A 23,607-nucleotide genomic window follows, 5' to 3' on the forward strand; every position below is an offset into this window, starting at 1 on the left:
GTCACGCCTCCTCTGCCAGAGGCCTGGAACGGGGCGCAGCCCGGTCTTCCAGATATTCGAGGCGCAGGCGCATATCGGCCAGTTGCTGCTCCAGTTCCGCATGGGTCGTACTGAAGCCCCAGCCCCGATCCGGGCGATACAACATCGCCCAGATCCAGAGGAACGGCCACAGCGCGTGAAGGGTGAACAGGCTCACCCAGCCGGCAGCATGGATGGCGTCCTGATGCGGATGGTTACGGCGCTTGGAGATTTCGTAGGGAATGTCGTGCAACACGATGATCCCGTAGAACAGCACGATCACGACGAAGAACAGTACGCCTAAGGCGAAGTAATCGAGAATTCCGTCATTGAGCATTGCATCACCTGGTTGGCAGTAGGAGTTCCGCGCCCGGTCAGACTGCGTCCAATGCCGGGGCGGATTCGGATAGGTAGCCAGGCCGCTCCGCAGTGCGAAGAGCTGGCATGGATGAAGGCGAACCGGCTGCTCGCCGGTTCGGGCCTTACGATGGATTGACCCGGAGGAATCCGGTCATGGCCTGAAGTTGCGCGCGTCCCGCGCCCAGTCATCGAGCACGGGCTTGAGGTCGTCCAGCACCAACGGTGTCTTGCGGTTCTCCAGGCTCAATCCCTGGCCCTTGCGCACCGCCCTGACGACGGGCTTGCCGCTGGTTGCGTCCACCGCCTCCAGCTCGGCATAGATGGCCACTTCCTGATCGCGGATACCCGCAGCCGTGGTGGTGGCGGCTGCCAGCAGGGCGATAGGGATGACCTCGTAGGCCTTCAGGTGCTCGGTGGAGATCGCCACCGCGGAGATGGACGGGCGCAGCACCAGGGTGTCTGCCTCCGACGTGCCGACCAGACGTGCCCTGCCTATCAGCTCGCGCTGCAGCGCCAGTCGCATGTAGGTGGCGATCTGGTCCATGGTCTGCTGGCTCATCTGGTCGCTGGGGGCCGGGGCTGGATGGAAAACCGGCTTCTCCACCAGAAGCGTGCCATAGCGCTTGGGGTCGAAGTCCGGCGCGGTCCAGCGCAATACAGGCTCACCGCTGGCGGACATGGTTTCTTCGAGCTTCGAGTAATCCCCCAGGAAACCCGAGTACTCCTCAGGTTGGGTGATCTTGCTGGAACAGCCGCTGCCGAGCAGGACAAGCCCTGCCAGCGCAAGGGTGCAAAGCGGTTTCGCCATGAATGACTCCAGGAGTTTATCGGGGCGGGCGCAACCGGCTCTCCACCCCTTGGGACCGGGTCGCAAAGCCTAGGGACAGCTTCCTGTCAGCTCTTCGCATTTCACGACAAAAATTTCGCATTTCATGACAACGTGACCCAGTTCCTTGCAACAAAAGATGTCGATCCGTATGGCGCATCGCCAGTCGAGGAGGCCTCTCGGACGCGGATGAGGTAGCCACTTGGCCGTTTGGGTTCGCCTGCGAAAAACAACCCGGTACGGGCGGCACCGGGTTGCATGAGGAGATGGAATGGAGTTGAAACTTTGCCTGCGCCCTGTCCTCCGGCGGGACGCAGGGTGGTTGGCGTTCAGACCACGCCGATGAAGTCACCCGCTGCCAGGGCGACATGCCCAACGAGGTCGATCTGGAAGTCGGCGGCGTTGTTGTTGTTCACGTTGCCCTCCACATAGGTGTGCTCGACACCACCGACGTTGACGTAGTGGAACCTCAGCTGAGCCTGTCCGTTGAACTCGTTGCCGGCACCATTCCATTCGCCAAGAAAGCTGAAGTCCTGGTTCCCCGCATTGCCAGGCCCTGTAGTCCTCGCATCGATCTGGCCAAGATCGATGCGATCGACCCCGAGCTGGAAGTCGTTGATCACATCCCGAGTACCGCCGCTGGTACCCGATTCGTTGAGCGCGGCGAAGGCGAAGATGTCGGCATCCGCGCCACCGGTGAGCAGGTCGCGCCCTGCACCGCCGGTGAGGACATCGGCGCCGGCCGCGGCATTGAGACTGTCGTCGCCACTGCCGCCGGCCAGTTGGTTGGCCAGTGAGTCACCGGTCAGGGTATCGGCCCCCGTCCCGCCCACAACGCTCTCGATGCCGCTCAACAGGTCGTTACCGATCTGACTGCTGCCGGCCACTCCAGTGGTCAGGTTGACCACGGCTGCCGCTCCGGTGGCGGAAAGGTCGTAGGTATCCAGTCCGTCGTCACCGGCGTAGATGTCATTGCCGTCGAACAGGCCCGCCACGAAGCGATCGTCACCCACACCGCCACTGGCACTGTCGTTGCCCTGCCCTCCGGTCAGGGTGTCGTTTCCGGACGCGCCGGACAGGCTGTCGTTGCCACCGAGTCCTTCGAGGCGGTTGTCCGCAGCGTTACCCATGATCTGGTTGGCGCCACTACTGCCCAGGACATTCTCGATGGACACCAGCACATCATTGCCGGTCTGGGCGCTGCTGGCGGTACCGGCAGCCAGGTCGACGCTGGCGTTGGCAGCAGTACCGGACAGGTCGTAGGTGTCTACGCCTTCGCCGCCGTCATAGTGGTCATTGCCGTCGCCCACCGTAGCCACGAGGGTGTCGCTTCCACCGCCGCCTTCCACGCTATCGTTGCCGGCCTGGCCGACGAGCCGGTTGTTGCCGGCGTTACCCACCAGCCAGTTGTCCAGTCCATTGCCGACGCCGTTAATGTTGGCGGTGCCGGTCAACGTCAGGTTCTCGACATTGGCAGCAAGGTTGAAGCTCACCGAAGACCGTACGGTATCGATCCCACCGTTCAGGGCTTCGGTCACGCCGTCCCCCGTGGTGTTGACGACGTAGGTGTCGTTACCCGCCCCACCGCTCATGCTGTCATTGCCGGTCCCGCCGTCCAGCAGGTCGCTGCCGTCGCCACCACTGAGCACATCGTTGCCGGCGTTGCCGAGGATAACGTCCTGGAAGGCGGTCCCCACCAGAGCCGCACGGTCGAGGAAGCCGCCCAGGCCGTTGTCATTGAAGGTGGTGCCCTCGATGAACCGCCCGACCGTTTCAGTGGGATCGGAGTAGACCGTCTCCACTACGCCATGGTTGTCCGTGAAGCTGACTGCCACCCGCAACTGCTGGCCCACCTGCGCAGCCACCGGCGCGTAGGTCGAAGCAGTAGCGCCATTGATCGCGGCCCAGACGGCCCCCGAAAGTACCTGCCACTGGAAGCTGAACGCACCAGCACCGGAGGGAATGCCATCGGCGTCCTGGATGGCAACGGTGCTGGCGGTCAGGCGGTACTGCGTCGGCAATGGCCGGCTAGGGGTGGTCGGGGCAGTGGCATAGCCGGTCACCAGCGGCTTGCCTGTTGCGAGCTGATTGTTGACGTCGAGCGTGACCGTGCGATCCGCGAAGCGGACTTTCTCGACGCCGACCAGGAGGTCGGTTGCGTCCAGGTTGGCGGCACCGACACGCTTGTCCGTGATCCTGAAGCCCCGAATCTCATTGCTTCCCGGATTGGTATCGCTGATCAGGGTAATGCTGTAGTCGGCAAAGTTACCGCTGTAGACCGCCTCATCGGCGGCGCCATCCGCTGTTCCGCCGGCGTGGTTGTCGCCGAGCACGAAGCCTGACCGCGCGGCCTGCAGTCCAGTGAAGTGCTGGGCGAATCCCTGCGAGGCGAGCAGATGGTTGAGGTCGGCCAGACCAATGGAGTCGCCCACCAGCACATCGTTGCCGGCATTGCCCTGCACCACGTCGTCGCCGCTACCGCCTACCAGCCAGTTCTCGTTGCCGTCACCGATCAGGCCCGCCGTCGGGTTGGCGGGGCTGGCTGGATTGGCCCGTGCATCACTGAAGCGCGAGCCGACCAGGCCTTCGATGTTTGCCAGCAGGGCGTTGAACGGCTGGAACATCACGTTGGTACCGGGTGCCGCGATGATGTTCTGCTGGTTGAGGTCGGCGGCGGCATCCAGCTGGATGTTCACATCGCTGAACGCCGCGATATCGAAGCCGACATCGCCGAGTGCTTCGTCCCCGTCACCTTGCCCCGGTGCACCGCCGATCCCCGGCAGGAGAATGTCGTCGCCCTCCTCACCGAACAGCTGGTCACCGGTCGAGCCGCCAGAAATGATGTCATCCCCGGCCTCGGCAAAAAGGATGTCGGGCCCGTCTCCGCCGTAGATTTCGTCGCTGCCATCACCGCCGTGGACCAGGTCGGTGTCGCCACCGGCATCGATGTAGTCATTGCCCGCGCCGCCGTAGAGCTCGTCGATCCCGGCCTCGCCGTAGAGATGGTCATTGCCGTTGCCACCTATGACGATGTCGATGGCACCCGCACTGGTGCCGGCGTAGACGATGTCATCGCCGTCACCGCCGTCCAGGAAGTCCTCGATGTCGCCGCCATAGATCACGTCGTTGCCGTTGCCGCCGTAGAGGTGGTCGGCGCCGGCCTTGCCGTCGAGGATGTCGTTGCCATCCTCGCCATAGCCGGTGTCATCGCCATCGCCCAGGTCCAGCCAGTCGGCGTAGTCGGTTCCGGCTACCACCTCGTGCGAGTTGTAGCCTACCGCTGCGGTGCCATCCGGGTTCTCGCCCTGGTCAGGACGGTAGTCACGGATGAATGAACTGGAAACATGGGTTTCCGGGTTGATCAGGTTGATCAACAAGCCGTTGCCGCCGATACCGCCTGCGCCGCCCGTGGAGTACACGCCCATCTGGTTGGCATCCACCAACCGGCCGTACTTGTGCTCGCTCTTGTAGGCGGTGGCAGTCGCCCCGGAGTCCTGGTAACTGAGCTCGATGTAGCTGTCCATGTAACCGAACACGTCGCCCGCCAGGTGCCGGGCATCGGTGGTGCGCTCGATGATGTCCTTGAACTGCTCGGTGACCACTTGCTCATTGAGGTTGGTCATGCCTGGCAGGCCGAGGTCCAGGCGGAACAGGTAATAGAAGCGGTCGCCATCCATCAGACGCTCCATCTGGTCTTCGAAGATGGCGTTGAAGGTGGTACCGAGCTGGCCGGTGTAGACATGCTTCTCGGCCAGTCCGCCGATCCACAGGTCGATGTGGTTGAAGCCATCCGAACCTGCGACGAAGTTGCCGTTCTGGTCTGCGGCGTTGGACAGGAAGCGCGCCGCGTCTTCGGCGGTCACCACGCCACCGGCCCAGGTCACGTCCAGCCCGGTCTGGTCAGCATCGATGATGGCCTGGGCATGGGCCACGTCGCCGTCGAAGGAGTACGCGCCGATGAAGTTCACCAGAGACTCGGGGTGGATCATGTTGTTGGCGAAATCGCTCCAGCTCGTATAAGGCGTCAGCGCATCCACGATCAGGTTGGTGTGGTGCTGGGAGCCGGCCGGCGTCTGTCGCTCGGCAATCAGCGCGTCATGGATCTGCTGACGCGCCCCGTTGAGGGTTGGTAGCCCCAGGTCGCGGCCACGTGCCAGGTTGATCGTGGCCAGGTCCAGCGGCTGTCCCAGCAGGCCCTGTTGCAGTGCCGGCGTGACCAGCTCGTCGATCTCGTTGCTGACCTGTCGCGTCATGCCGAGGGCAATGGCGGTCGGACCGATATCGGCGAAGCCGCCGGGATTGAGGAAGGCTTTCTCCAGCGCATAGCGGGTAATGGCGCCGGTCAAGTCATAGGCACCGCTGGCATCGCGCTCCAGTGCGTCGATGGTTTCTCGCAACTGCGAGTGACCGAAACGGAAGGCGGCCTGGCCGTACTCCAGGGAGATATTGGCGTTGATGCCGGAGTCGTAGGTGACGAACTCCGGCAGGTCCGGCGTGATCAGGCGGGCGTACTGGTCGATGGCAACGTGCTGGTACTCCATCTCCACAGCCAGCTTGGCGGCGGTGAACAGCTTGTCCTGGTCCCAGGAGAGCGTCACGCCGTCGGCGAGGGTGTAGTTGCCGGCGGCGTCGCTGTAGAAGCCGCCAACGCCATTGGCGATACCCACCTGCCAGTTGTGCCGCACACCCACGTCGGCCTGGAGGATTTCCTGCTGCAGGTTGATCAGTTGGACGTTGTGGTCCTCATGGAACACGTGGTGAATCGCAGTCAGCCCGTAGTTCTCGTTGGCGCGGCCATCGCCGGCGATGTAGTGGTCGCCCACCGACTCCAGCAACAGTTCGTTGGCGACCGCGTAATCGGCCGTGTCCGGATCGGCAAAGATGGAAAAATCGGCAGGATTGACCAGGCCGAACAGGGACTTGCTCGGGCCGTTGTCGTAGTTGAACAAGATCCCGTAGGGGTTCGTCGGGTCGAAGGTCACGCTCACCAGGTGGCTGTCCAGGGCCATGAGACGAGCCACATCAATGTGCGCGTCATCGAAGTGCGGGTTCATGTCCAGAAGCAGGGCTTCGCGGGTAAGGACTACCTGGACACCAGGGGTGGACGAGTCGGCGTCCAGCACATGGCCTGCATCATCACGTACGCGGAAGTTGGCCAGGTCGTCCCAGGTCAGGTCGTCACGTCCGGTGGCGACGATGTGGGCGCGCAGCTCGTTGAGGGTCGGCAAGGTCTGATGGGTGAGTACGCCATTGAGCGTCCAGGCAGCCTCGTCGCTCAGGGTGGTGCCATCGAACAGGCGTGCCCCCGCACGGAACTGGCCAGGATTGGCCGGGTCGGCAACCCATTCGCGCAGCAACTGGGTGACAGAAGCATCCGAACCGTAGGTCTGGTTCTGATCGATGTAGGGCGAATCCAGGTTGCGGTATTGCGGATTGCCGGCGGCGTCGACGCTGCCCACGCTGGCCCGGTGGATGGTGAGCGAATGCACTGGCTGGCCGTCCGGGCCAATTGAGCCGTAGAGCGGGTCGTCGGGCGCCAGGGGAATGGTGATGGTGGCGGTCTTGCTCGGCTTGTCGATGAAGTCCAGGCCATGGTCGAAGAACTGGCCGAACAAAGTGAACCAGCCCGTGGTCGAGGGGTCGCCAGAGACGGTGTTGAGGTTGCGGATGAAGTATTGGCCGCTGCTGGGTGACGTGGGGTCGGCTTCACCCAGTTGCCCGAGCAGACCCGGATCGCTGACCACCGCGACGCCGTTGGCGTCATGCAGGATGTGGCCTTGGGCGTCGCGGGCGAAAACCACCCCGCCGCTGACGATGGTCTGGCTGATCATCCTCGGCGTGTAGTCCACCAGCGACGCGGTCGGATCGGCGTAGGACGTTGGTGCGCCAAGCTGGGCGTCGGGGTGACTGGACAGGTAGTCCTGCCAGGCCGCATTGCCGGCGTTCTGCTGCACGTACTGGCTGTAGTCGGGCAGTGTCAGGCGGATGAAGTCTTGCCCGAAGCTGCCCCAGGCATGGCCATCGTGAGTGAGGTTATTGAAGTAACCGGACACGTTGCGCAGGCCGATGGGGTCGCGCGCGCCGTTGTACCAGACGCTCTCCCCGGCTGGGATGGCCAGTGGATCGAAACTGCCGTCTATACCCAGCACGTGCACCGTGCCATCGGAGCCGGTATAGCCGAACAGGGGTTCACCCACGACGGTGTAACCCACCACGCGCAGCGTGGGGAAGCTGACCTGCTGCTGCAAGTAGCTAATATCCTTCAGGTTGAGCGTGAAGCTTTTCAGGCTGTACATGGCTTTCTCCCGCTACCCATTCGGGCAGGCATTTCCAAGGGCCTGGGAGAAAGCATCGAGGAGTCCGGCGAATGCCCGCAGATGCGAAGGTCGAACCAAATCAGCGGACCTTGGGTCAAGACGACGACCCGACTTTGGTCCAATCGGAACCTGGACCAACGTCCAGTGAGCAGCCCTCCTGGGGGAGGCGCCTGCGCCAACGAATCCGCCAGCTCAAGCGCTCCACCCAGTTCGTCATTGCCGCCGCCCTGATCCTCGGCCTGACCATGAGCCTGGTGGGCAATCTGGTGAGCCAGCGCATCGAACGGGCCGCGGTGCAGTCGGCGGCGCAGGCCGGTGCGCTGTACATGGAAAACTTCCTCGAACCCTTCGTGCAGGAATTGGCGCGGACCCAGGACATCCCCCCGGAAAGCGCGGCGGCCATCGACCGGTTGATTATCAACAGCAGCCTCAATCGCCATGTGGCCTCGGTGAAGATCTGGCGCCCTGACGGCACCGTGATCTACAGCACCGACAAGTCGGTGGTGCACCGCAAATTTCCTACCGATGAGATCGACGAGGCGCTCAAGGGCGCCATCGTCACCAACCTGGAAGACCTAGGCCAGGAGGAGAACGCCTTCGAACGCGGTCTCAAGGTCCCTCTCTACGAGATCTACGCACCGCTACGGGAAACCGGCTCGGGCAAGGTGGTGGCGGTTGGCGAATTCTATGAGCGGGCCGATCAGCTGGAGCAGGAAATCCACACCGTGCGCCTGCAGGTTTGGGCGGTCGTAGGATCGGCCACGCTGGCGATGCTGGGGCTGCTCTTCTTCGTGGTGCGCCGTGGCGAACGCATCATCGAACATCAGCAACTGGCGTTGAAACAGCGAATGGCCGAACAGGTAAGCCTGCATGCCCACAACGCCGATTTACAGCGCCGCATCACGACCGCCAACCAGGAGTTCTCGCGCATCAGCGAGTTGACCCTGCGGCGCCTGGGTGCCGACCTGCACGATGGTCCGGCACAGTTGCTGACACTCATCCTGGTGCGCCTGGACGAACTCGCCCAGTTGCGCGAGCGCCTGCAACAGCAGGACGAATCCCTCGACAGCGATGCCCTGGAAACCCTGCGCAGCGCAGGCCAGGACGCCCTCCGGGAGATTCGCGACATTTCCCGCGGACTGGCGGTACCGGAGATCAACGAACTGAGTCTGGAACAAGTCCTGCGCCTGGTGGTGCAGCGCCACGAACAGCGTACCGATACCCAGGTGGAGCTGGACATCCAGCCGCTACCGGCCAACGCCACGATGTCGCTGAAGATCTGCCTCTACCGCTTTACACAGGAAGCCCTGAACAATGCCGTGATGCACGCCGGCGGCCAGGGCCAGAAGCTCTCGGCCCGGATGCGCGACGGGCAGTTGGAAGTGCAGGTGGCGGACACCGGCAACGGTTTCATCCCTGGCGACCAGGCCAGCAATGGCCAAGGCCGGCGCAGACTCGGGCTCGCCGGCATGCGTTATCGCGTGGAAGCGTTGGGGGGGCAATTCGACATCCAGTCCAAACCGGGCGAAGGCACCCTTGTCAGCGCTCGCTTCCGGATGGAGGAGGACGTGATCCGCTAACGTGCCTTGCCCTGGGCATCGAGCGATTGCACGTTGTCTTCATCCCATTGGCGCCGCAGGGCTGTGACGGCCTCCACGCGATTGCGTGCGTGGAGCTTCTGCATCACGTTGGTCATGTAGTACTTCACGGTTTTCTCGCTCAGGTTGAGCCTGTCGGCCACTTCGCGATTGGTCAGGCCGTTGGCCACTTCGCGGATGATCTGTTCCTCGCGGTGGGTCAGCTCGATCCGGTGTCGCTCAACATCCTGTCGCCGCCGCATTCTTCCCAGCAGGCGGCTGGCGAATGCTGGCGTGATGAAACTGCCACCGCCGGCGACGGTGCGGATCGCCTGCACCAGCTCTGGCCCACTGACCCCCTTGAGCACGTAGCCCTGGGCACCGGCCTCCAGTGCGGCGTAGGCATCGTCCTCGCTTTCCGAAACGGTCAGCATCAGCACCCGCACCCCATTCGCTTCGGCAGTGATCCGGCGCACGGCAGCGAAGCAGTCGCCCGGCATGTTCACATCCATCAGCAGAACGTCAGGCTGGAGGCGCAGGGCAATGTCCAGAGCATCTTCCGAGCAGCCTCCCTGCTCCACGACCTGGAAGTCTCCGATGCGTTTGAGTGCGGAGGCCACGCCTTGCCTGAGCAGGGGATGGTCGTCGACGATGCCGATCCTGATCCTGGCTTCCACGATAAGGTTCTCCCCGACGTACACAGGCCGCACAAGACCGGCGGCAGCAAGCCGGCAACGGGCGGGTTCGGGGCAGCCCCGATTGCGGGGCGAACGTCCCCCGACACTCCTGAGTAGTAGCAGCGCTCCGGGACCGATGTTGCTGCGGACTGAAAAGCCCCCGCCGAAAGCACGGTTTTCCCGGTCAAACGGTAGCCCGCGCGACCGTCGGCCACCCCATCGAAGCACGCTGCGGCGCAGCTCGCCGGCACCGAGGCAGCAGGCCTCAGCAGAAAGGCGTTATCGCCTCTGGCGATAAACCTATGGCGGGTAATTCCTTTCCTTCATCAATGAGTCATGGTCAGCTGCGGCAGTTGGAAATTTGTGCGGAATTCGACGATCTCCAGTTCGCCAAAAGCCCGCCAACTGATAAAACAGGAGCCGTACCCTGGAAGGGTCCGTACCTCACCATAATTGCAGTTCACTTATGGCCGGCAGCACTCCAGAAACACCTTTCACGCTCTACCCGCCTCTGCTCGAGCAGCCGATTCAGCTCACTCGCGCGGAACTGCTCGCTTCCCTGGAAAACACCATGGCGTGCCATCGCGGCGGGCCGGTCTGGCTGTTCGCCTACGGCTCGCTGATCTGGCGACCGGAATGCCCCACGGTGGAATCCCGCCGCGCGCGCATCCATGGTTATCACCGTGGGCTCTACCTCTGGTCGCTGATCCATCGCGGCACTCCGGAAACGCCGGGACTGGTGCTTGGCCTGGACCGTGGTGGCTCCTGCGCGGGCTTCGCCTACCGCCTGCCGGAAGAACAGCTACAGGAACACCTGTTCGCCCTCTGGCAACGGGAAATGCCCGACGCCGCCTATCAGCCGAAATGGCTCAACTGCCAGCTGGAAGGCGGTGCCCAGGTGAAAGCCCTGGGCTTCGTGTTGCGCCGCGACTTCGCCTGCTATGCCGGAGCCCTGCCGGACCATGTGCTGCGCAAGGTGTTCGACGGTGCAAGCGGCCACTACGGCAGCACGCGGGACTACGTGGAGAAAACCGCGAGCACCCTGCGCGCCCACGCCATGCCCGACCGCAAGCTGGAAGAAGCCCTGGTGCGCTGCTGCAAGCAGGGTGCACTGAGCTTCAGCTGAGGTCGCATGTCTTTGTGCAGGAGCGGGCTTGCTCGCGAATAGCTGTGTTCAAGCGCTTCGCGAGCAAGCTCGCTCCTACCTGTCCTGCGCCACAGCCCGATTTCCACCACCGCCCCACAAGACGCATCAACGCCGGGCATCGCTGGTGCGCTGCTGCAAGCAGGGTGCGCTTCAGCTGAGGTCGCGTGTATTTGTGCAGGAGCGAGCTTGCTCGCGAATAGCTGTGTTCAAGAGTTTCGCGAGCAAGCTCGCTCCTACCCGTCCTGTGCCACATCCCGATTTCCACCACCTCCCCACAAGACGCATCAACGCCGAGCATCGCTGGTGCGCTGCTGCAAGCAGGGTGCGCTGAGCTTCAGCTGAGGTCGCGCGTCTTTTGTGTAGGAGCGAGCTTGCTCGCGAATAGCTGTGTTCAAGAGTTTCGCGAGCAAGCTCGCTCCTACCTGTCCTGTGCCACATCCCGGTTTCCACCACTTTCCCGCAAGACGCATCAACGCCGGGCATCGCTGGTGCGCTGCTGCAAGCAGGGTGCGCTTCAGCTGAGGTCGCGCGTCTTTGTGCAGGAGCGAGCTTGCTCGCGAATAGCTGTGTTCAAGAGTTTCGCGAGCAAGCTCGCTGCTACCTGTCCTGCGCCACAGCCCGATTTCCACCACCTCCCCACAAGACGCATCAACGCCGAGCATCGCTGGTGCGCTGCTGCAAGCAGGGTGCGCTGAGCTTCAGCTGAAGTCGCGTGCCTTTGTGTAGGAGCGAGCTTGCTCGCGAATAGCTGTGTTCAAGAGCTTCGCGAGCAAGCTCGCTCCTACCTGTCCTGCGCCACGTCAAGCAGCCAGCCCGATCTCCACCACATCCCCCACAAGACGCACCGGCCAGACCCGCAAGCGTTGCTGTGGGTACTCCAGGCAGGCGCCGTCTTCCAGGCGGTAGTGCTGCTTGTACAGGGGCGAGGCGATGACCAGGTCTCCGCCGAGGTGACCGACGATGCCGCGGCCGATGACGTTGGCGCCTGCATGGGGATCGTGGTTATCCACCGCGAACAGCTGTTGCCCCTGCTCTCCGTCAGGCAGGTAGAACAACGCCACCTGGGCGCCCTCAACCCAGGCCACCACGCCCGAGTTTGGCACCAGGTCGCCGCGCGAGCAGAGGGCTCGCCATTGTACGAATTCTTCGATGCGTTGCGCGCTCTGCTGGGCCATCAGACCACCTCCTCTGCTGCAGGGATCAGGGTGAGCTCAGCCGCCCGCGCCGGACGGATCTGCCCACGTTCTTTGACGAAATGGATATCCGGATCGCCGCTCGCGTCGTTGACGAAGGTGCGGAAGCGCTTGAGCTTCTCCGGGTCCTGGATGGCGTTGGCCCACTCGCACTCATAGCGGTCCACCACCAGTTGCATCTGTGCTTCCAGCTCTGCGCCAAGACCCAGGCTGTCGTCGATGATCACCGCCTTGAGGTAGTCCAGGCCGCCTTCCAGGCTCTCGCGCCAGACCGAGGTGCGCTGCAGCTTGTCGGCGGTGCGGATGTAGAACATCAGGAAGCGGTCGATGTAGCGGATCAGGGTTTCGTCATCCAGGTCGGTGGCGAACAGCTCGGCGTGGCGCGGGCGCATCCCGCCGTTGCCGCAGACATAGAGGTTCCAGCCCTTTTCGGTGGCGATAACCCCCACGTCCTTGCTTTGCGCCTCGGCGCATTCGCGGGTGCAGCCGGAGACGGCGAACTTCAGTTTGTGCGGAGAGCGCAGGCCCTTGTAGCGGTGTTCGATATCCAGGGCCATCTTCACGCTGTCCTGCACGCCGTAGCGACACCAGGTGCTGCCGACGCAGGACTTCACGGTACGGGTCGATTTGCCGTAGGCGTGGCCGGTCTCGAAGCCGGCAGCGATCAGTTCACCCCAGATGTCCGGCAGCTCGTGGAGCTGGGCACCGAACAGGTCGATGCGCTGGCCGCCGGTGATCTTGGTGTAGAGGTTGTACTTCTTCGCCACTTCACCGATGGCGATCAGGCCTTCCGGGGTGATCTCGCCACCGGGGATACGTGGCACCACCGAATAGGTGCCGTTCTTCTGCATGTTGGCCATGAAGGTGTCATTGGTGTCCTGCAGCGGTACCAGCCAGGGGTCCTGGATCGGCCGGTTCCAGCAGGAAGCGAGGATGGAACCGATGGCTGGCTTGCAGATCTCGCAGCCCACATGGCCGCGGCCGTGTTTGGCGAGCATTTCCTCGAAAGTCTCGATGCCTTCCACGCGCACCAGTGCATAGAGCTCCTGGCGGGTGTAGGCGAAGTGCTCGCAGAGGCTCTTGTCCACCGACACGCCACGGGCGGACAGCTCGTGCTCCACCACCTGCTTGAGCAATGCCGCGCAACCGCCGCAACCGGTGGCCGCCTTGGTGCACGACTTGACCCCGGCAACATCGGTGCAGCCGCTGTCGATGGCGGAGCAGATCGCCCCTTTGCTGACGTTGTGGCAGGAGCAGACGGTGGCAGTGGCCGGCAGCGCATCGGCGCCCAGGGCCGGGGCGCCCTCGCCCGCCGGCAGGATCAGGCTGGCCGGATCGGCCGGCAGCTTGATGCCGTTCTGCACGTACTGCAGGAGGGTGTCGTAGTAGCTGTTGTCGCCCACCAGCACAGCGCCGAGTGCCTGCTTGCCGTCGGCGGAAACCACGAGGCGGCGATAGCTCGAGGTGGCTTCGTCGATGAAGCGGTAACTGCGCGCACCGGGCAGCGCACCATGGGCATCGCCAATGGAGCCCACGTCCACGCCGAGCAGCTTCAGTTTGGTGGACATGTCGGCGCCGATGAACGGATCGGCATCCTCACCGCAGAGCTGCGCAGCAACGCTGCGGGCCATCTGGTAGCCGGGGGCGACCAGGCCGAAGATGCTGCCGTTCCAGGCGGCGCACTCGCCAATGGCATAGATGTCCGCATCCGAGGTCAGGCACTGGCCATCGATGGCCACACCGCCACGCTGGCCCAGCTCGAGGCCGCACTGGCGCGCGAGAGCGTCCTGCGGGCGAATACCGGCGGAGAAGACGATCAGGTCGGTTTCGAGGAAGTCCTCGCCGGCGAAGTTCATCCGGTAGCGGTAGTCATCACCGGCACCGATGGACTGGGTGGCTTTCGAGAGGTGCACACCAACGCCGAGCGCCTCGATGCGCGCCTTGAGGGCGGCACCGCCCAGGTCATCGAGCTGGACCGGCATCAGGCGCGGAGCGAACTCCACCACGTGGGCATCCAGACCAAGGGATTTCAGCGCGTTGGCCGCTTCCAGGCCCAGCAGGCCACCGCCCACCACCACGCCACGGCGCGCCTGTGCAGCGGCGGCGCGGATGGTGTCGAGATCGGCCAGGGTGCGATAGACCAGTCGCGAGTTGCCTTCGGCACCCTCGATGGGCGGCACGAAGGGATAGGAGCCGGTGGCCAGCACCAGCTTGTGGTACGGCACGCAACCGCTGGCGGTGATCACTTCGCGGCGCTCGCGGTCGATCTCCAGCACGGGTACGCCCAGGTGCAGGGTCACGCCCGGCGTCTGGTAGAGGCTGGCTTCGCTCAGGGCCAGGGACTCGGCATCGCGGCCCGTGAAGTATTCGGACAGGTGCACACGGTCATATGCGCGCAGCGGCTCTTCGCTGAAGACCTCGATGCGATAGCGGTCCAGCGCGCCGCGCTCGATCAGTTGCTCGACGCAATGATGGCCGACCATGCCGTTGCCGATGACGATCAGCGTTAGCACATCAGGAGTGGAAGCGACGTTGGAGTTCATAGGTAGCACCCGGCCCAAGCCAATCACGTTTTCTGGGGGCAAAAAAAAGCGCCTGGGACTTATCGTCCCAGGCGCCTTTGCCTGTTCATTCATGGGTGCCACCGGGCCACACTGCCTGGCGCACCTGTCAGCCCGGGGAAGTGATCGCCATTGATCTACCGGGCCGCCCTCCACACTGTTCGCGGTGGGCCTGGTCCTCCCTATGCAGTGGCTGTGCCAGATTGCAAAACTCCCGCCAGCCGAGGCTCCGACAGCATGCCGTATATCAGCAGTGACGGGGCCTGCGGGGTTACCCGAAGTCCGGCAGGCTGAATTCAGGCCTCCCCTCCATGAAGGCCCGACCGAGAACCAAAACAGTGCGATAACGCACCTTGCGCCCCATCCTGAAGCCGGCCATCCCCAAGCTGATTACCCTCGAAAAATGACCACAAGGTCCGTCCCACTATGCCTTGGAGGCCGTTGAACAGAACTTGGCATGTGCCTTGCGATAAGGCCGCCAGGGCAATCAATGCCGATTGCCCTACCCCACGACAAAGGCGCCGTGTCTCCCCCGTTCCGACGGAGGGTGGCATGGCGCTTTTTCGTTTGCGCTCCAGGTAACGGATATGGCGAACAAGACAGTACGAAGCGTGTGTCCCTATTGCGGCGTCGGCTGCGGCATCGTCATGGAAGTCGCTGACAACCGCGTGATCAAGGTGACGGGGGACAAGGACCACCCGAGCAATTTCGGCCGCCTCTGCACCAAGGGCAACACCTGCGCCCAGCCGCTCACCGACTCCGGCCGCATGGAGCATGCCTACCTGCGACACGAGCGCTGCCGCGACCCGGTGCGCACCGGCATCGACCAGGCCATCGACGACACCGCCCGGCGCCTGCGCGCCCTGCTCGATACCCACGGCCCGGACGCCATCTCCTTTTATGTATCCGGGCAGTTGTCGCTTGAGGCGCAGTACCTGGCCAACAAACTGGCCAAGGGTTTCATCCGCACCCGCCACATCGAGTCCAACTCGCGGCTGTGCATGGCCAGCGCCGGCAGCGGCTACAAGCTTTCCCTGGGCTCGGACGGCCCCCCCGGCTCCTACCAGGACTTCGACAAGGCCGACCTGTTCCTGGTAACCGGCGCCAACATGGCCGACTGCCACCCGATCCTGTTCCTGCGCATGATGGACAGGGTCAAGGCCGGTGCGAAGTTGATCGTGGTCGACCCGCGCCGTACCGCCACCGCCGACAAGGCCAGCCTTTACCTGCCGATCACGCCCGGCACCGACCTCGCCCTGCTTAACGGCCTGCTGCACCTGCTGCATCGAAACGGCCATACCAATCCTGACTTCATCGCCACCCACACCAAGGGCTGGGAAGCCATGCCGGCCTTCCTCGAGGACTACTCGCCGGAGCGAGTGGCCGCTATCACCGGCTTGCCTGAGGCGGATATCCACAAGGCCGCCCAGTGGATCGGCGATGCGCCGGAGTGGATGAGCTGCTGGACCATGGGCCTCAACCAGAGCACCCATGGCACCTGGAACACCAATGCCCTGTGCAACCTGCACCTGGCCACCGGCGCCATCTGCCGTCCAGGCAGCGGCCCCTTCTCTATCACCGGCCAGCCCAACGCCATGGGCGGACGTGAAATGGGCTACATGGGCCCCGGCCTGCCCGGCCAGCGCTCGCTGCTGGTGGATGACGATCGCGCGTTCATCGAAGACCTGTGGCGACTTCCGCGCGGACACCTGCGCCAGGACGGCGGTAACGGCACCGTCGCCATGTTCGAAGCCATGAGTACCGGGGACATCAAGGCATGCTGGGTCATCTGCACCAACCCGGTGGCCACCGTGCCGAATCGCCGCCTGGCCATCGAGGGGCTGCAAGCCGCCGAGCTGGTGATCACCCAGGACGCTTTCCTCGACACCGAGACCAACCGCTATGCCGATATCCTCCTGCCCGGTGCCCTGTGGGCCGAGGCGGAAGGCGTGATGATCAACTCCGAGCGCAATCTCACGCTCACACGCAAGGCCGTGGACGCCCCGGGCGACAGCCTGCCGGACTGGCAGATCATCGCCCGCGTCGCCTGTGCGATGGGATTTGCCGATGCCTTCACTTACGCCAGTGCCGCCGAGGTGTTCGAAGAGATCAAACAGGCCTGGAACCCGAAGACCGGTTACGACATTCGCGGCGCCAGCTTCGACCTGCTGCGCCAGGGCCCGCTGCAATGGCCCTGCCCGCCCGGCAGCGAAGCCAACGCCCGCAATCCCATTCGCTACCGCAATGACGGTGTCAGCCAAGCGCTCAAGCTGAACGCCGACGGCAGCCGCCCGGCCATTGCCTTCGCCACCGAGCATGGCAAGGGTATGTTCTTCGCTCGCCCGCACATGGAACCGGCGGACCTGCCCGACGATACCTTCCCGCTGGTGCTCAACACCGGCCGTGTGCAGCACCAGTGGCACACCCTGACCAAGACCGGCAAGGTGACCACCCTGAACAAGCTCAACCCTGGCGCCTTCCTGGAAATTCACCCGAGCGATGCCAGCCGTCTCGGCATCGTCGACAAGGGCCAGGTGGAGGTGCGCTCGCGCCGTGGTCGCGCCGTGCTGCCGGCGGTAATCACCGACCGCGTGCAACCGGGCAACTGCTTCGCGCCCTTCCACTGGAACGACCGCTACGGCGAGGACCTGGCGATCAACGCGGTGACCAGCGACGCCATCGACCCCATTTCGCTGCAGCCGGAGTTCAAGTACAGCGCCGTCGCCCTCGCGCCGGTCGCTCCGGCCAGCCCCCAGCTCATCCCTTTGGTGGAAGTCGAACCGGTCGCGGCCAGCGACGCTGCCGGTTTTTCGGAGGAACTCGCCGACATGCCGATCAACGCCTTCGCCCGTCTACTCAACCTCGAGGCCAGCGCCGACCTCTGCCTGGCGCCCACCGAGCAGCGCTATCTGCAGGGCTATCTGCTCGGCCTGCGCAGCGACGAGAGCCGCAAGCAAGGTGGCGTGCCCACACTGCCGGCCAGCGCGCCACTGGCGGCGGATACCCGCCTGCTGCTGGATGGCATCCTCGCCGGGCTGTTCTCCCGCAGCTGGGACGCACCCGCGGCCCAATCGGCGCCCGCCGCCATCGCAGAGAAACCCTTGCTGGTGCTCTGGTGTTCGCAAACCGGTAATGCCGAGAGCTTCGCCGCTGTCTGTGCGGAACGGCTCAAGGCTGACGGTCGCGCAGTGACGGTGCGCTCGATGGACGACATCCAGCTCGCCGAACTGGCCAGCGCCGGTACCGCCCTGGTGATCGCCAGCACCTTCGGCGATGGCGATCCGTCCGACAACGGTGCCTCGCTCTGGAGCGCACTGAACGCGGATAACGCGCCCTCGCTTGCCGGCCTGGACTTCGCCGTACTTGCCATGGGCGACTCCAACTACGACCAGTTCTGCGGCTTCGGCCGCAAGCTCGACGCGCGCCTCGAAGCACTCGGTGCCCGCCGCATGGCGCCGCGTGTGGACTGCGAACCGGAGTACGAGGAACCGGCCCTTGCCTGGCTGGCCAACGTCCTCGGGGCACTGGCCGGAGCCACGGTCGAGCAACCGGTTATGGAGACCGTAGGAGGCCCTGCCGAGGATGCGGACGCTCCCATCTACAGCCGCCAACGCCCGCTGGCCAGCCGCCTGCTGCGCAACCCGGTGCTGAATTCGCCGGGCTCCGGCAAGGAAACCCGTCAGATCGTCCTCGACCTCAAGGGCAGCGGCCTGCGCTATCAGGCGGGCGATGCGCTGGGCGTGTGGCCCAGCAACTGCCCGTCGCTGGTGACGGAAGTCCTGGCGTCCCTGGAGCTGGACGGCGGCCAGGAAGTGGAGGTGAAGGACCAGGGCCGCATGCCGCTGGCGCACGCCCTGGGTCGGCACTTCGAAATCGCCCGGCCCACGCCCGACCTGCTGCGCTTCATTGCCGAGCGCTCCGCCAGTGCGGAACTGCGACGCCTGCTGGAACCGGCGAACAAGTCGGAACTGGACCAGTGGCTCTGGGGCAGGCAACTGGCCGACCTGCTGCGCGCCTTCCCGATCCGCGCCAGCGCGGAGGAACTTCTGGGCTTTCTCAAGCGCCTGCAACCGCGCCTCTATTCCATCGCCTCCAGTCCACTGGCCACGCCGGACGAAGTTCACCTGACCGTGTCCACCGTGCGCTACCGGTGTGAAGAGCGTGACCGTGACGGGGTGTGCTCGGCCTTCCTTGCCGATCGCGCCGACCAGGCCGACGTACCGGTCTTCATCCAGAAATCCGCCCACTTCCGCGTGCCGTCAGACCCGCAACGGCCGATGATCATGGTCGGTCCCGGTACCGGCATCGCTCCCTTCCGCGCCTTCCTGCAGGAACGCGAAGCCTCCGGCGCCAAGGGCCGCAACTGGCTGTTCTTCGGCGAACAACGCGAAGCGACCGACTTCTACTACCGCGATGAACTGCACGCCTGGCAGGCCAGCGGCCACCTGCATCGCCTGGACACCGCCTTCTCCCGTGACCAGGCGGAAAAGGTGTACGTGCAGCAGCGCATGCTGGAACAGGGAGCCGAACTCTGGCGCTGGCTGGAGGATGGTGCGCACTTCTATGTCTGTGGCGATGCCAGCCGCATGGCCAGGGACGTGGACGCCGCGCTGAAGGCGGTGGTGCGCGAACATGGCGGCATGGACGCCGCTCAGGCCGAGGCCTATGTCAGCGCCATGGCGCGGGACAAGCGCTATGTGCGGGATGTGTATTGAGGGCAGGTAGGTAGGTAGGTAGGTAGGTAGGTAGGTAGGTAGGTAGGTAGGAGCGAGCTTGCTCGCGAACAGTCCGAGCGCGATCTTTCGCGAGCAAGCTCGCTCCTACAGAAAAGCCGAGTTCATCCTGCTAATCGGCGCATGTCGAATCACCAGCGCGGATTACTCCTGACCACGCCCTGAGCGCGAAGCGATCGGGCTGAGGTAAGGGCAGTCTCGGGTCAGCTCGATGCCAGTTCCTTTCGCGATTGAAATCGCCCCCACAGAAAGGTCCAGCCAACACGGTCAGCCCCTCTTCTCTTCAGGAAGAGGGGTTGGGAGCGAGGGCCGCCAGCACTTCCTCGGTATTGAGGATCGCATGGGCATAGGTCGGCCCGTTCAGCTCATGGGCCGCGTGCATGGCTTCCGTTGAAAACGCCGCCGTCGCGTCCGTCACCAGGGTCACGTGGTAGCCCAGCTCCGCGGCAAAGCGTCCGGTGGATTCGATGCAGGTATTGGCCAGCATGCCCACCAGGATCACCTGCTGCACGCCGTGTTGCTTGAGCTGGAAGTCCAGGTCGGTATTGGCGAAACCGCTGCCCCCCCAGTGCTCATGCACTAGCACGTCACCGTCAAGGGGCTGGAAGTCCGGGTGCCATTCACCACCCCAGGTACCCGCAGCGAACACCTGGGCGCGGGCGGCGCCGAGTTGGTACGGGCTGGGATGCGTCCAGCCCTTGAGGTCGTCGGGGCGTGCCCGGTGATGGGGAACGTAGAACACCTGGATGCCCGCCTTGCGCGCCGCAGCCACGACCCGACGCAGGTTATCCAGGGTACCCACGGCATCGGCCACTGGTTTGGCCAGGCCGTTGAGTTTGCCGCCTTCGCTGAGGAAATCGTTGTATGGGTCCACCAGCAACAGGCCGGTGCTTTCACGTAGGTAGGTCATGACGCCGCCCTTCAGTGCAGTCGATAACCTGTGCCAGTGTAGAGCGCCCTGGCTGAATCGCTCCGCGACTGCCGAAGGCGGTTCAGCCCACGACCCTGCAACCCCTCATTGATTGAAGCGGGAGTCATCGCGCTGGAAGTGCAGCAGCGAACCTTTATAGGCTTCGCCGTTGTTCATCACGCGATTCATGCAGGTGATCTGCGACGCGTATTCGAGTTCGGCCATTTCCCGGCAGAACTTCGAGCGGTTCGGGCGATTGGGATCGACGATGTAGACATCCACCAGATCCGCCGAATGTCGGTCGATGAAGTCGGCGAGCAACGCCGGCTGTTCACGCTCGTAAATGACATCGCTGCCGATGATCATGTCGAACAGCCCCAGGTCATCATTGACGTCGGACCATTTGGCGACCTGGTAATTGATCGGCCCGAGATCGTTCAGGCGCAGGTTTTCCGCCAGAAAGTCGGGGATCAACGGGTGGTAGTCACTGGCCGTAACGTTGCCGCCCCGCCGGTGCACGACAAGGCTGGCCAAGGCCAGGCCGGCGCCCACTTCAAGGATGCGCTTACCCTGCAACTCCATCGTCAGCATGGTGTGCGCCAGGACCTGTCCGGACGGCCAGACCTGACCGAACAATGGCCAACTTTCGGGGGATATTCCGAGGTTTTCCGCCTCGAGTTCCGGATCGTGATACTGCTGATGGTCGAGCAATGAGCGGATATGAAAGTCCATATCCCCTACTGATATATCCTGAAATCTGACTTGATAGCCCGGCATGCAGAACTCTCCAATACAGTGAGTGATGCCGCCAGAAGCGCAGAACCAAATAGTTTGCTTGCAACTATCAATGATTCATGGAGGCGATGAATGACAAAAGAACGCCCGCCAGCGATATAAGCCAGCAGAGCCATTTGAAATATTCGGGAGATATAAATAAAAAAGCCCCGCGATAGCGGGGCTCTTTGAACGGAAAAGTATCAGACTACCTGAACTTTGTCCGCTTGCAGGCCTTTCTGGCCACGTACGACTTCGAAAGTCACTTGCTGGCCTTCGCTGAGGCTCTTGAAGCCGGAGCTTTCGATCGAACGGTAGTGAACGAACAGATCAGCGCCTTCTGCCGGGGTGATGAAGCCGAAGCCTTTTTCATCGTTGAACCACTTGACGGTGCCGGATTGACGATTGGACATTTCATATCTCCAGGATAAAAAGAAACTACCCTGATAATTAATCAGGAATTACTGAAGTGCTAAAGCTGTAACGAATCGAGGAGATGAAATAACTTCAATCAGAACATCGAGCCAAGTATCGCAGAGACAATTGCAGTGCAGTGGGCAGGACTATACGCGGTTCAGCCAGGAAGTACAGGTTTATTTTCCGTCGAATAATTCGACCGGCTGAATACGCTTGGCATTCATACGCTTAGGCGGCAAACACAGAAATGCCCGCAGGCGCGATTCTTCGAATCGCCGGTTCCCCGCCCTCGCCCAGCCATCACAGCGACTGCATCAGCTCCAGGATCTGCGCATGCAGGCGCGAATCGCCGCAGGCGATGACGTCGCCACCGTCCTGCGCGTCGCCACCATCCCAGCGGGAAACCACTCCACCGGCGCCCTGGATGATCGGCATCAGCGCCTGAATGTCATAAGGCTTGAGTCCAGGATCGAGGACCACGTCCACCAGCCCCAGAGCCAGCATGCAATAGGCGTAGCAGTCACCGCTGTAGCGCACCAGGCGTACCTCGCTCGAAAGCTTTTCGAACACATCGCGGTACGGCGACTGCTGGAAATGCTCGGGGCTGGTGACCATCAGCGTCGCATCGGCCAGCTTGCCGCAGGCGCGGGTCTGGATGGGCCGGCCGTTGAGCGATGCACTGCTGCCGTCACCGACAAAGCGCTCGCGGGTGAAGGGCTGGTCCATCATGCCCAGCGCTGGGCGGGTGCCGTCGTTGAGGGCGATCAACGTGCCCCAGAGCGGAATGCCACTGATGAACGAGCGAGTGCCATCCACCGGGTCCAGCACCCAGGTCCAGGGCTCTTCGCCCGCAATGTTCTCTTCTTCCTCGCCCAAGACACCGTGACCGGGATAGCGCTCGCCGATCAGCGCACGCATGGCCCGCTCTGCGCCCTTGTCGGCCAGGGTCACGGGGTCGAAACGCTCAGCCTCCTTGTTCTCCACCTCCAGCGGGAGGCGGAAGTACGTCAGGGTGACCCGGGCCGCGGCGTCAGCCAGTTCTTCGGCGAATTCCAGGTACTCGGAGGGAAGGGTTTGATCGTTCATGGGGACTCCGTTTCGGGCCATTCAGCAGCATTCAGCATAGGTCAGGCGGTTTGCGCGCCGGGGGTTGCGGCGAAGCGCCGGTCCAGCCGCTCGCGCTGAAAGTGTTCGACGAGAAAGTCGATAAAGGCGCGGGTCTTGGCCGGCAGCAGGCTGCGGCTGGGGTAATAGAGGGAAATGGTACCGGCATCGGCATACCAGTTGGGCAGCAGACGCACCAGTTCACCTCGCTCGAGCCAAGGCAACGCGTCGGGTACCGACAGCATGGCTACGCCGAGCCCCAACAGGGCCACTTCGCGCATGGCGGTGGGGTCGTTGAGCATGATGGTCTCGGCCAATGGCGCGGCGGTTTCGTTGCCGGCGGCATCGCGCAGGGACCAATGTCGCGCCCGCCCGGAACGCGCGGAGCGCAAGACAATGCCGTCGAACTCGAGCAACCCTGCCGGTGCGCTGGGCAGCACGCGGCCCGCAAGATAGGCCGGCGCCGCCACCGGGATGATGTGGGCTGGAGCAAGCGGACGTGCCACTACGCCCTGGGCCAGTTCGAAACCGCCGCCGATGGCCAGGTCGTAGCCTTCGGCGATCAGGTCCACCGGGCGGTTTTCCAGATGCCATTCCGGGCGTACCTGTGGGTAACGCGCCCGAAAGGCCGGCAGCAACGGCAGGATGTGGGTCATTCCGAAGCTCGGCGCCATGCTCAGTTTGAGCACCCCGGCCGGCTCGCCCTGGTCATTGCCAACAGCGGCGATGGCCGCCTGGAGGGCTTCCAGGTTGCCGCCGATGGCATCAAGAAAGCGTTCTCCGGCTTCGGTCAGGGTGAGTTTGCGAGTGGAGCGCTGGAACAGGCGCACGCTGAGATTGCGCTCCAGCATGGCGACGTTGCGGCTGACGGCGGCGGGTGTCAGGGCCAGGCGGCGCGCCGCGGCCGAGAAGCTGCCGGTCTCGGCACTGCGGACGAATGATTCCAGGTTGGCGAGGGTTTCCATGGGCCGAACTTATATCAATACTTGAAAA

Annotated in this window: 14 protein-coding genes; 3 read left to right on the top strand and 11 right to left on the bottom strand. The window is 63.6% G+C overall.

Translation table 11 applies throughout. From position 1 onward, the window contains the following. Position 1 precedes the first annotated feature (1 nt). The 3 genes from SA496_RS17910 to SA496_RS17920 form a co-directional block, all read right to left on the bottom strand. Positions 2-340 (bottom strand): DUF3302 domain-containing protein, encoded by a 339-nt coding sequence (locus tag SA496_RS17910; RefSeq protein ID WP_330115654.1) that lies wholly within the window; start codon positions 338-340, stop codon positions 2-4. 189 nt (positions 341-529) lie between these two features. After that, the gene (locus SA496_RS17915; protein WP_330114232.1) at positions 530-1,186 is read right to left on the bottom strand and encodes a DUF3313 domain-containing protein; all 657 of its coding nucleotides are present in this window, start codon (positions 1,184-1,186) and stop codon (positions 530-532) included. 347 nt (positions 1,187-1,533) lie between these two features. After that, positions 1,534-7,500, bottom strand: a complete 5,967-nt coding sequence (locus SA496_RS17920; protein ID WP_330114233.1) for a peroxidase family protein — start codon at positions 7,498-7,500, stop codon at positions 1,534-1,536. 71 nt (positions 7,501-7,571) lie between these two features. On the opposite strand from SA496_RS17920, the gene SA496_RS17925 reads away from it, so the two are divergent. Next, positions 7,572-9,101 carry a sensor histidine kinase gene (locus SA496_RS17925; RefSeq protein ID WP_330114234.1) on the top strand — a complete coding sequence of 510 codons (1,530 nt, stop codon included), beginning with the start codon at positions 7,572-7,574 and terminating at the stop codon, positions 9,099-9,101. Here SA496_RS17925 and SA496_RS17930 read toward each other — a convergent pair. Next, complete coding sequence (locus tag SA496_RS17930) at positions 9,098-9,775, bottom strand: response regulator transcription factor (protein WP_330114235.1); 678 nt, start codon at positions 9,773-9,775, stop codon at positions 9,098-9,100. The genes SA496_RS17925 and SA496_RS17930 overlap by 4 nt on opposite strands. Before the next feature lie 466 nt (positions 9,776-10,241). Between SA496_RS17930 and SA496_RS17935 the strand changes: the two genes are divergently transcribed. Then, entirely contained in the window at positions 10,242-10,901 is a 660-nt protein-coding gene (locus tag SA496_RS17935) for a gamma-glutamylcyclotransferase (protein WP_330114236.1), read from the top strand. An 821-nt stretch (positions 10,902-11,722) separates the two neighbouring features. Here SA496_RS17935 and nirD read toward each other — a convergent pair. Beyond that, positions 11,723-12,097 (bottom strand): nitrite reductase small subunit NirD, encoded by a 375-nt coding sequence (nirD, locus tag SA496_RS17940; RefSeq protein WP_330114237.1) that lies wholly within the window; start codon positions 12,095-12,097, stop codon positions 11,723-11,725. Further along, positions 12,097-14,658, bottom strand: a complete 2,562-nt coding sequence (nirB, locus tag SA496_RS17945) for a nitrite reductase large subunit NirB (RefSeq protein WP_330114238.1) — start codon at positions 14,656-14,658, stop codon at positions 12,097-12,099. Before nirB ends, nirD begins: the two co-directional genes overlap by 1 nt. Before the next feature lie 605 nt (positions 14,659-15,263). Between nirB and SA496_RS17950 the strand changes: the two genes are divergently transcribed. Next, a complete protein-coding gene (locus SA496_RS17950; RefSeq protein WP_330114239.1) occupies positions 15,264-19,391 on the top strand; it encodes a sulfite reductase subunit alpha in 4,128 nt (1,375 codons plus the stop codon). 301 nt (positions 19,392-19,692) lie between these two features. On the opposite strand, the gene SA496_RS17955 is transcribed toward SA496_RS17950, so the two are convergent. The 5 genes from SA496_RS17955 to SA496_RS17975 form a co-directional block, all read right to left on the bottom strand. Continuing rightward, complete coding sequence (locus tag SA496_RS17955) at positions 19,693-20,319, bottom strand: isochorismatase family cysteine hydrolase (protein ID WP_120649860.1); 627 nt, start codon at positions 20,317-20,319, stop codon at positions 19,693-19,695. Positions 20,320-20,424: 105 nt separating this feature from the next. Beyond that, the gene (locus SA496_RS17960; protein ID WP_256660931.1) at positions 20,425-21,096 is read right to left on the bottom strand and encodes a class I SAM-dependent methyltransferase; all 672 of its coding nucleotides are present in this window, start codon (positions 21,094-21,096) and stop codon (positions 20,425-20,427) included. A gap of 200 nt (positions 21,097-21,296) precedes the next feature. Then, positions 21,297-21,506 carry a cold-shock protein gene (locus tag SA496_RS17965; RefSeq protein WP_077525815.1) on the bottom strand — a complete coding sequence of 70 codons (210 nt, stop codon included), beginning with the start codon at positions 21,504-21,506 and terminating at the stop codon, positions 21,297-21,299. Between the two features lie 304 nt (positions 21,507-21,810). Then, positions 21,811-22,596 (bottom strand): histidinol-phosphatase, encoded by a 786-nt coding sequence (gene hisN, locus SA496_RS17970; RefSeq protein ID WP_120649858.1) that lies wholly within the window; start codon positions 22,594-22,596, stop codon positions 21,811-21,813. 41 nt (positions 22,597-22,637) lie between these two features. Further along, the gene (locus SA496_RS17975; protein ID WP_120649857.1) at positions 22,638-23,579 is read right to left on the bottom strand and encodes a LysR family transcriptional regulator; all 942 of its coding nucleotides are present in this window, start codon (positions 23,577-23,579) and stop codon (positions 22,638-22,640) included. Positions 23,580-23,607 lie beyond the last annotated feature (28 nt).

It is taken from the genome of Pseudomonas sp. JS3066, assembly GCF_036328175.1.
Lineage (GTDB): Bacteria > Pseudomonadota > Gammaproteobacteria > Pseudomonadales > Pseudomonadaceae > Metapseudomonas.

Coding starts and splice junctions, on each gene's coding strand:
- SA496_RS17915 (WP_330114232.1), bottom strand. CDS start 1,186: ATGGCGAAACCGCTTTGCACCCTTGCGCTGGCAGGGCTTGTCCTGCTC.
- SA496_RS17920 (WP_330114233.1), bottom strand. CDS start 7,500: ATGTACAGCCTGAAAAGCTTCACGCTCAACCTGAAGGATATTAGCTAC.
- SA496_RS17925 (WP_330114234.1), top strand. CDS start 7,572: ATGCCCGCAGATGCGAAGGTCGAACCAAATCAGCGGACCTTGGGTCAA.
- SA496_RS17935 (WP_330114236.1), top strand. CDS start 10,242: ATGGCCGGCAGCACTCCAGAAACACCTTTCACGCTCTACCCGCCTCTG.
- nirD (WP_330114237.1), bottom strand. CDS start 12,097: ATGGCCCAGCAGAGCGCGCAACGCATCGAAGAATTCGTACAATGGCGA.
- nirB (WP_330114238.1), bottom strand. CDS start 14,658: ATGAACTCCAACGTCGCTTCCACTCCTGATGTGCTAACGCTGATCGTC.
- SA496_RS17950 (WP_330114239.1), top strand. CDS start 15,264: ATGGCGAACAAGACAGTACGAAGCGTGTGTCCCTATTGCGGCGTCGGC.
- SA496_RS17955 (WP_120649860.1), bottom strand. CDS start 20,319: ATGACCTACCTACGTGAAAGCACCGGCCTGTTGCTGGTGGACCCATAC.
- SA496_RS17960 (WP_256660931.1), bottom strand. CDS start 21,096: ATGCCGGGCTATCAAGTCAGATTTCAGGATATATCAGTAGGGGATATG.
- SA496_RS17965 (WP_077525815.1), bottom strand. CDS start 21,506: ATGTCCAATCGTCAATCCGGCACCGTCAAGTGGTTCAACGATGAAAAA.
- hisN (WP_120649858.1), bottom strand. CDS start 22,596: ATGAACGATCAAACCCTTCCCTCCGAGTACCTGGAATTCGCCGAAGAA.
- SA496_RS17975 (WP_120649857.1), bottom strand. CDS start 23,579: ATGGAAACCCTCGCCAACCTGGAATCATTCGTCCGCAGTGCCGAGACC.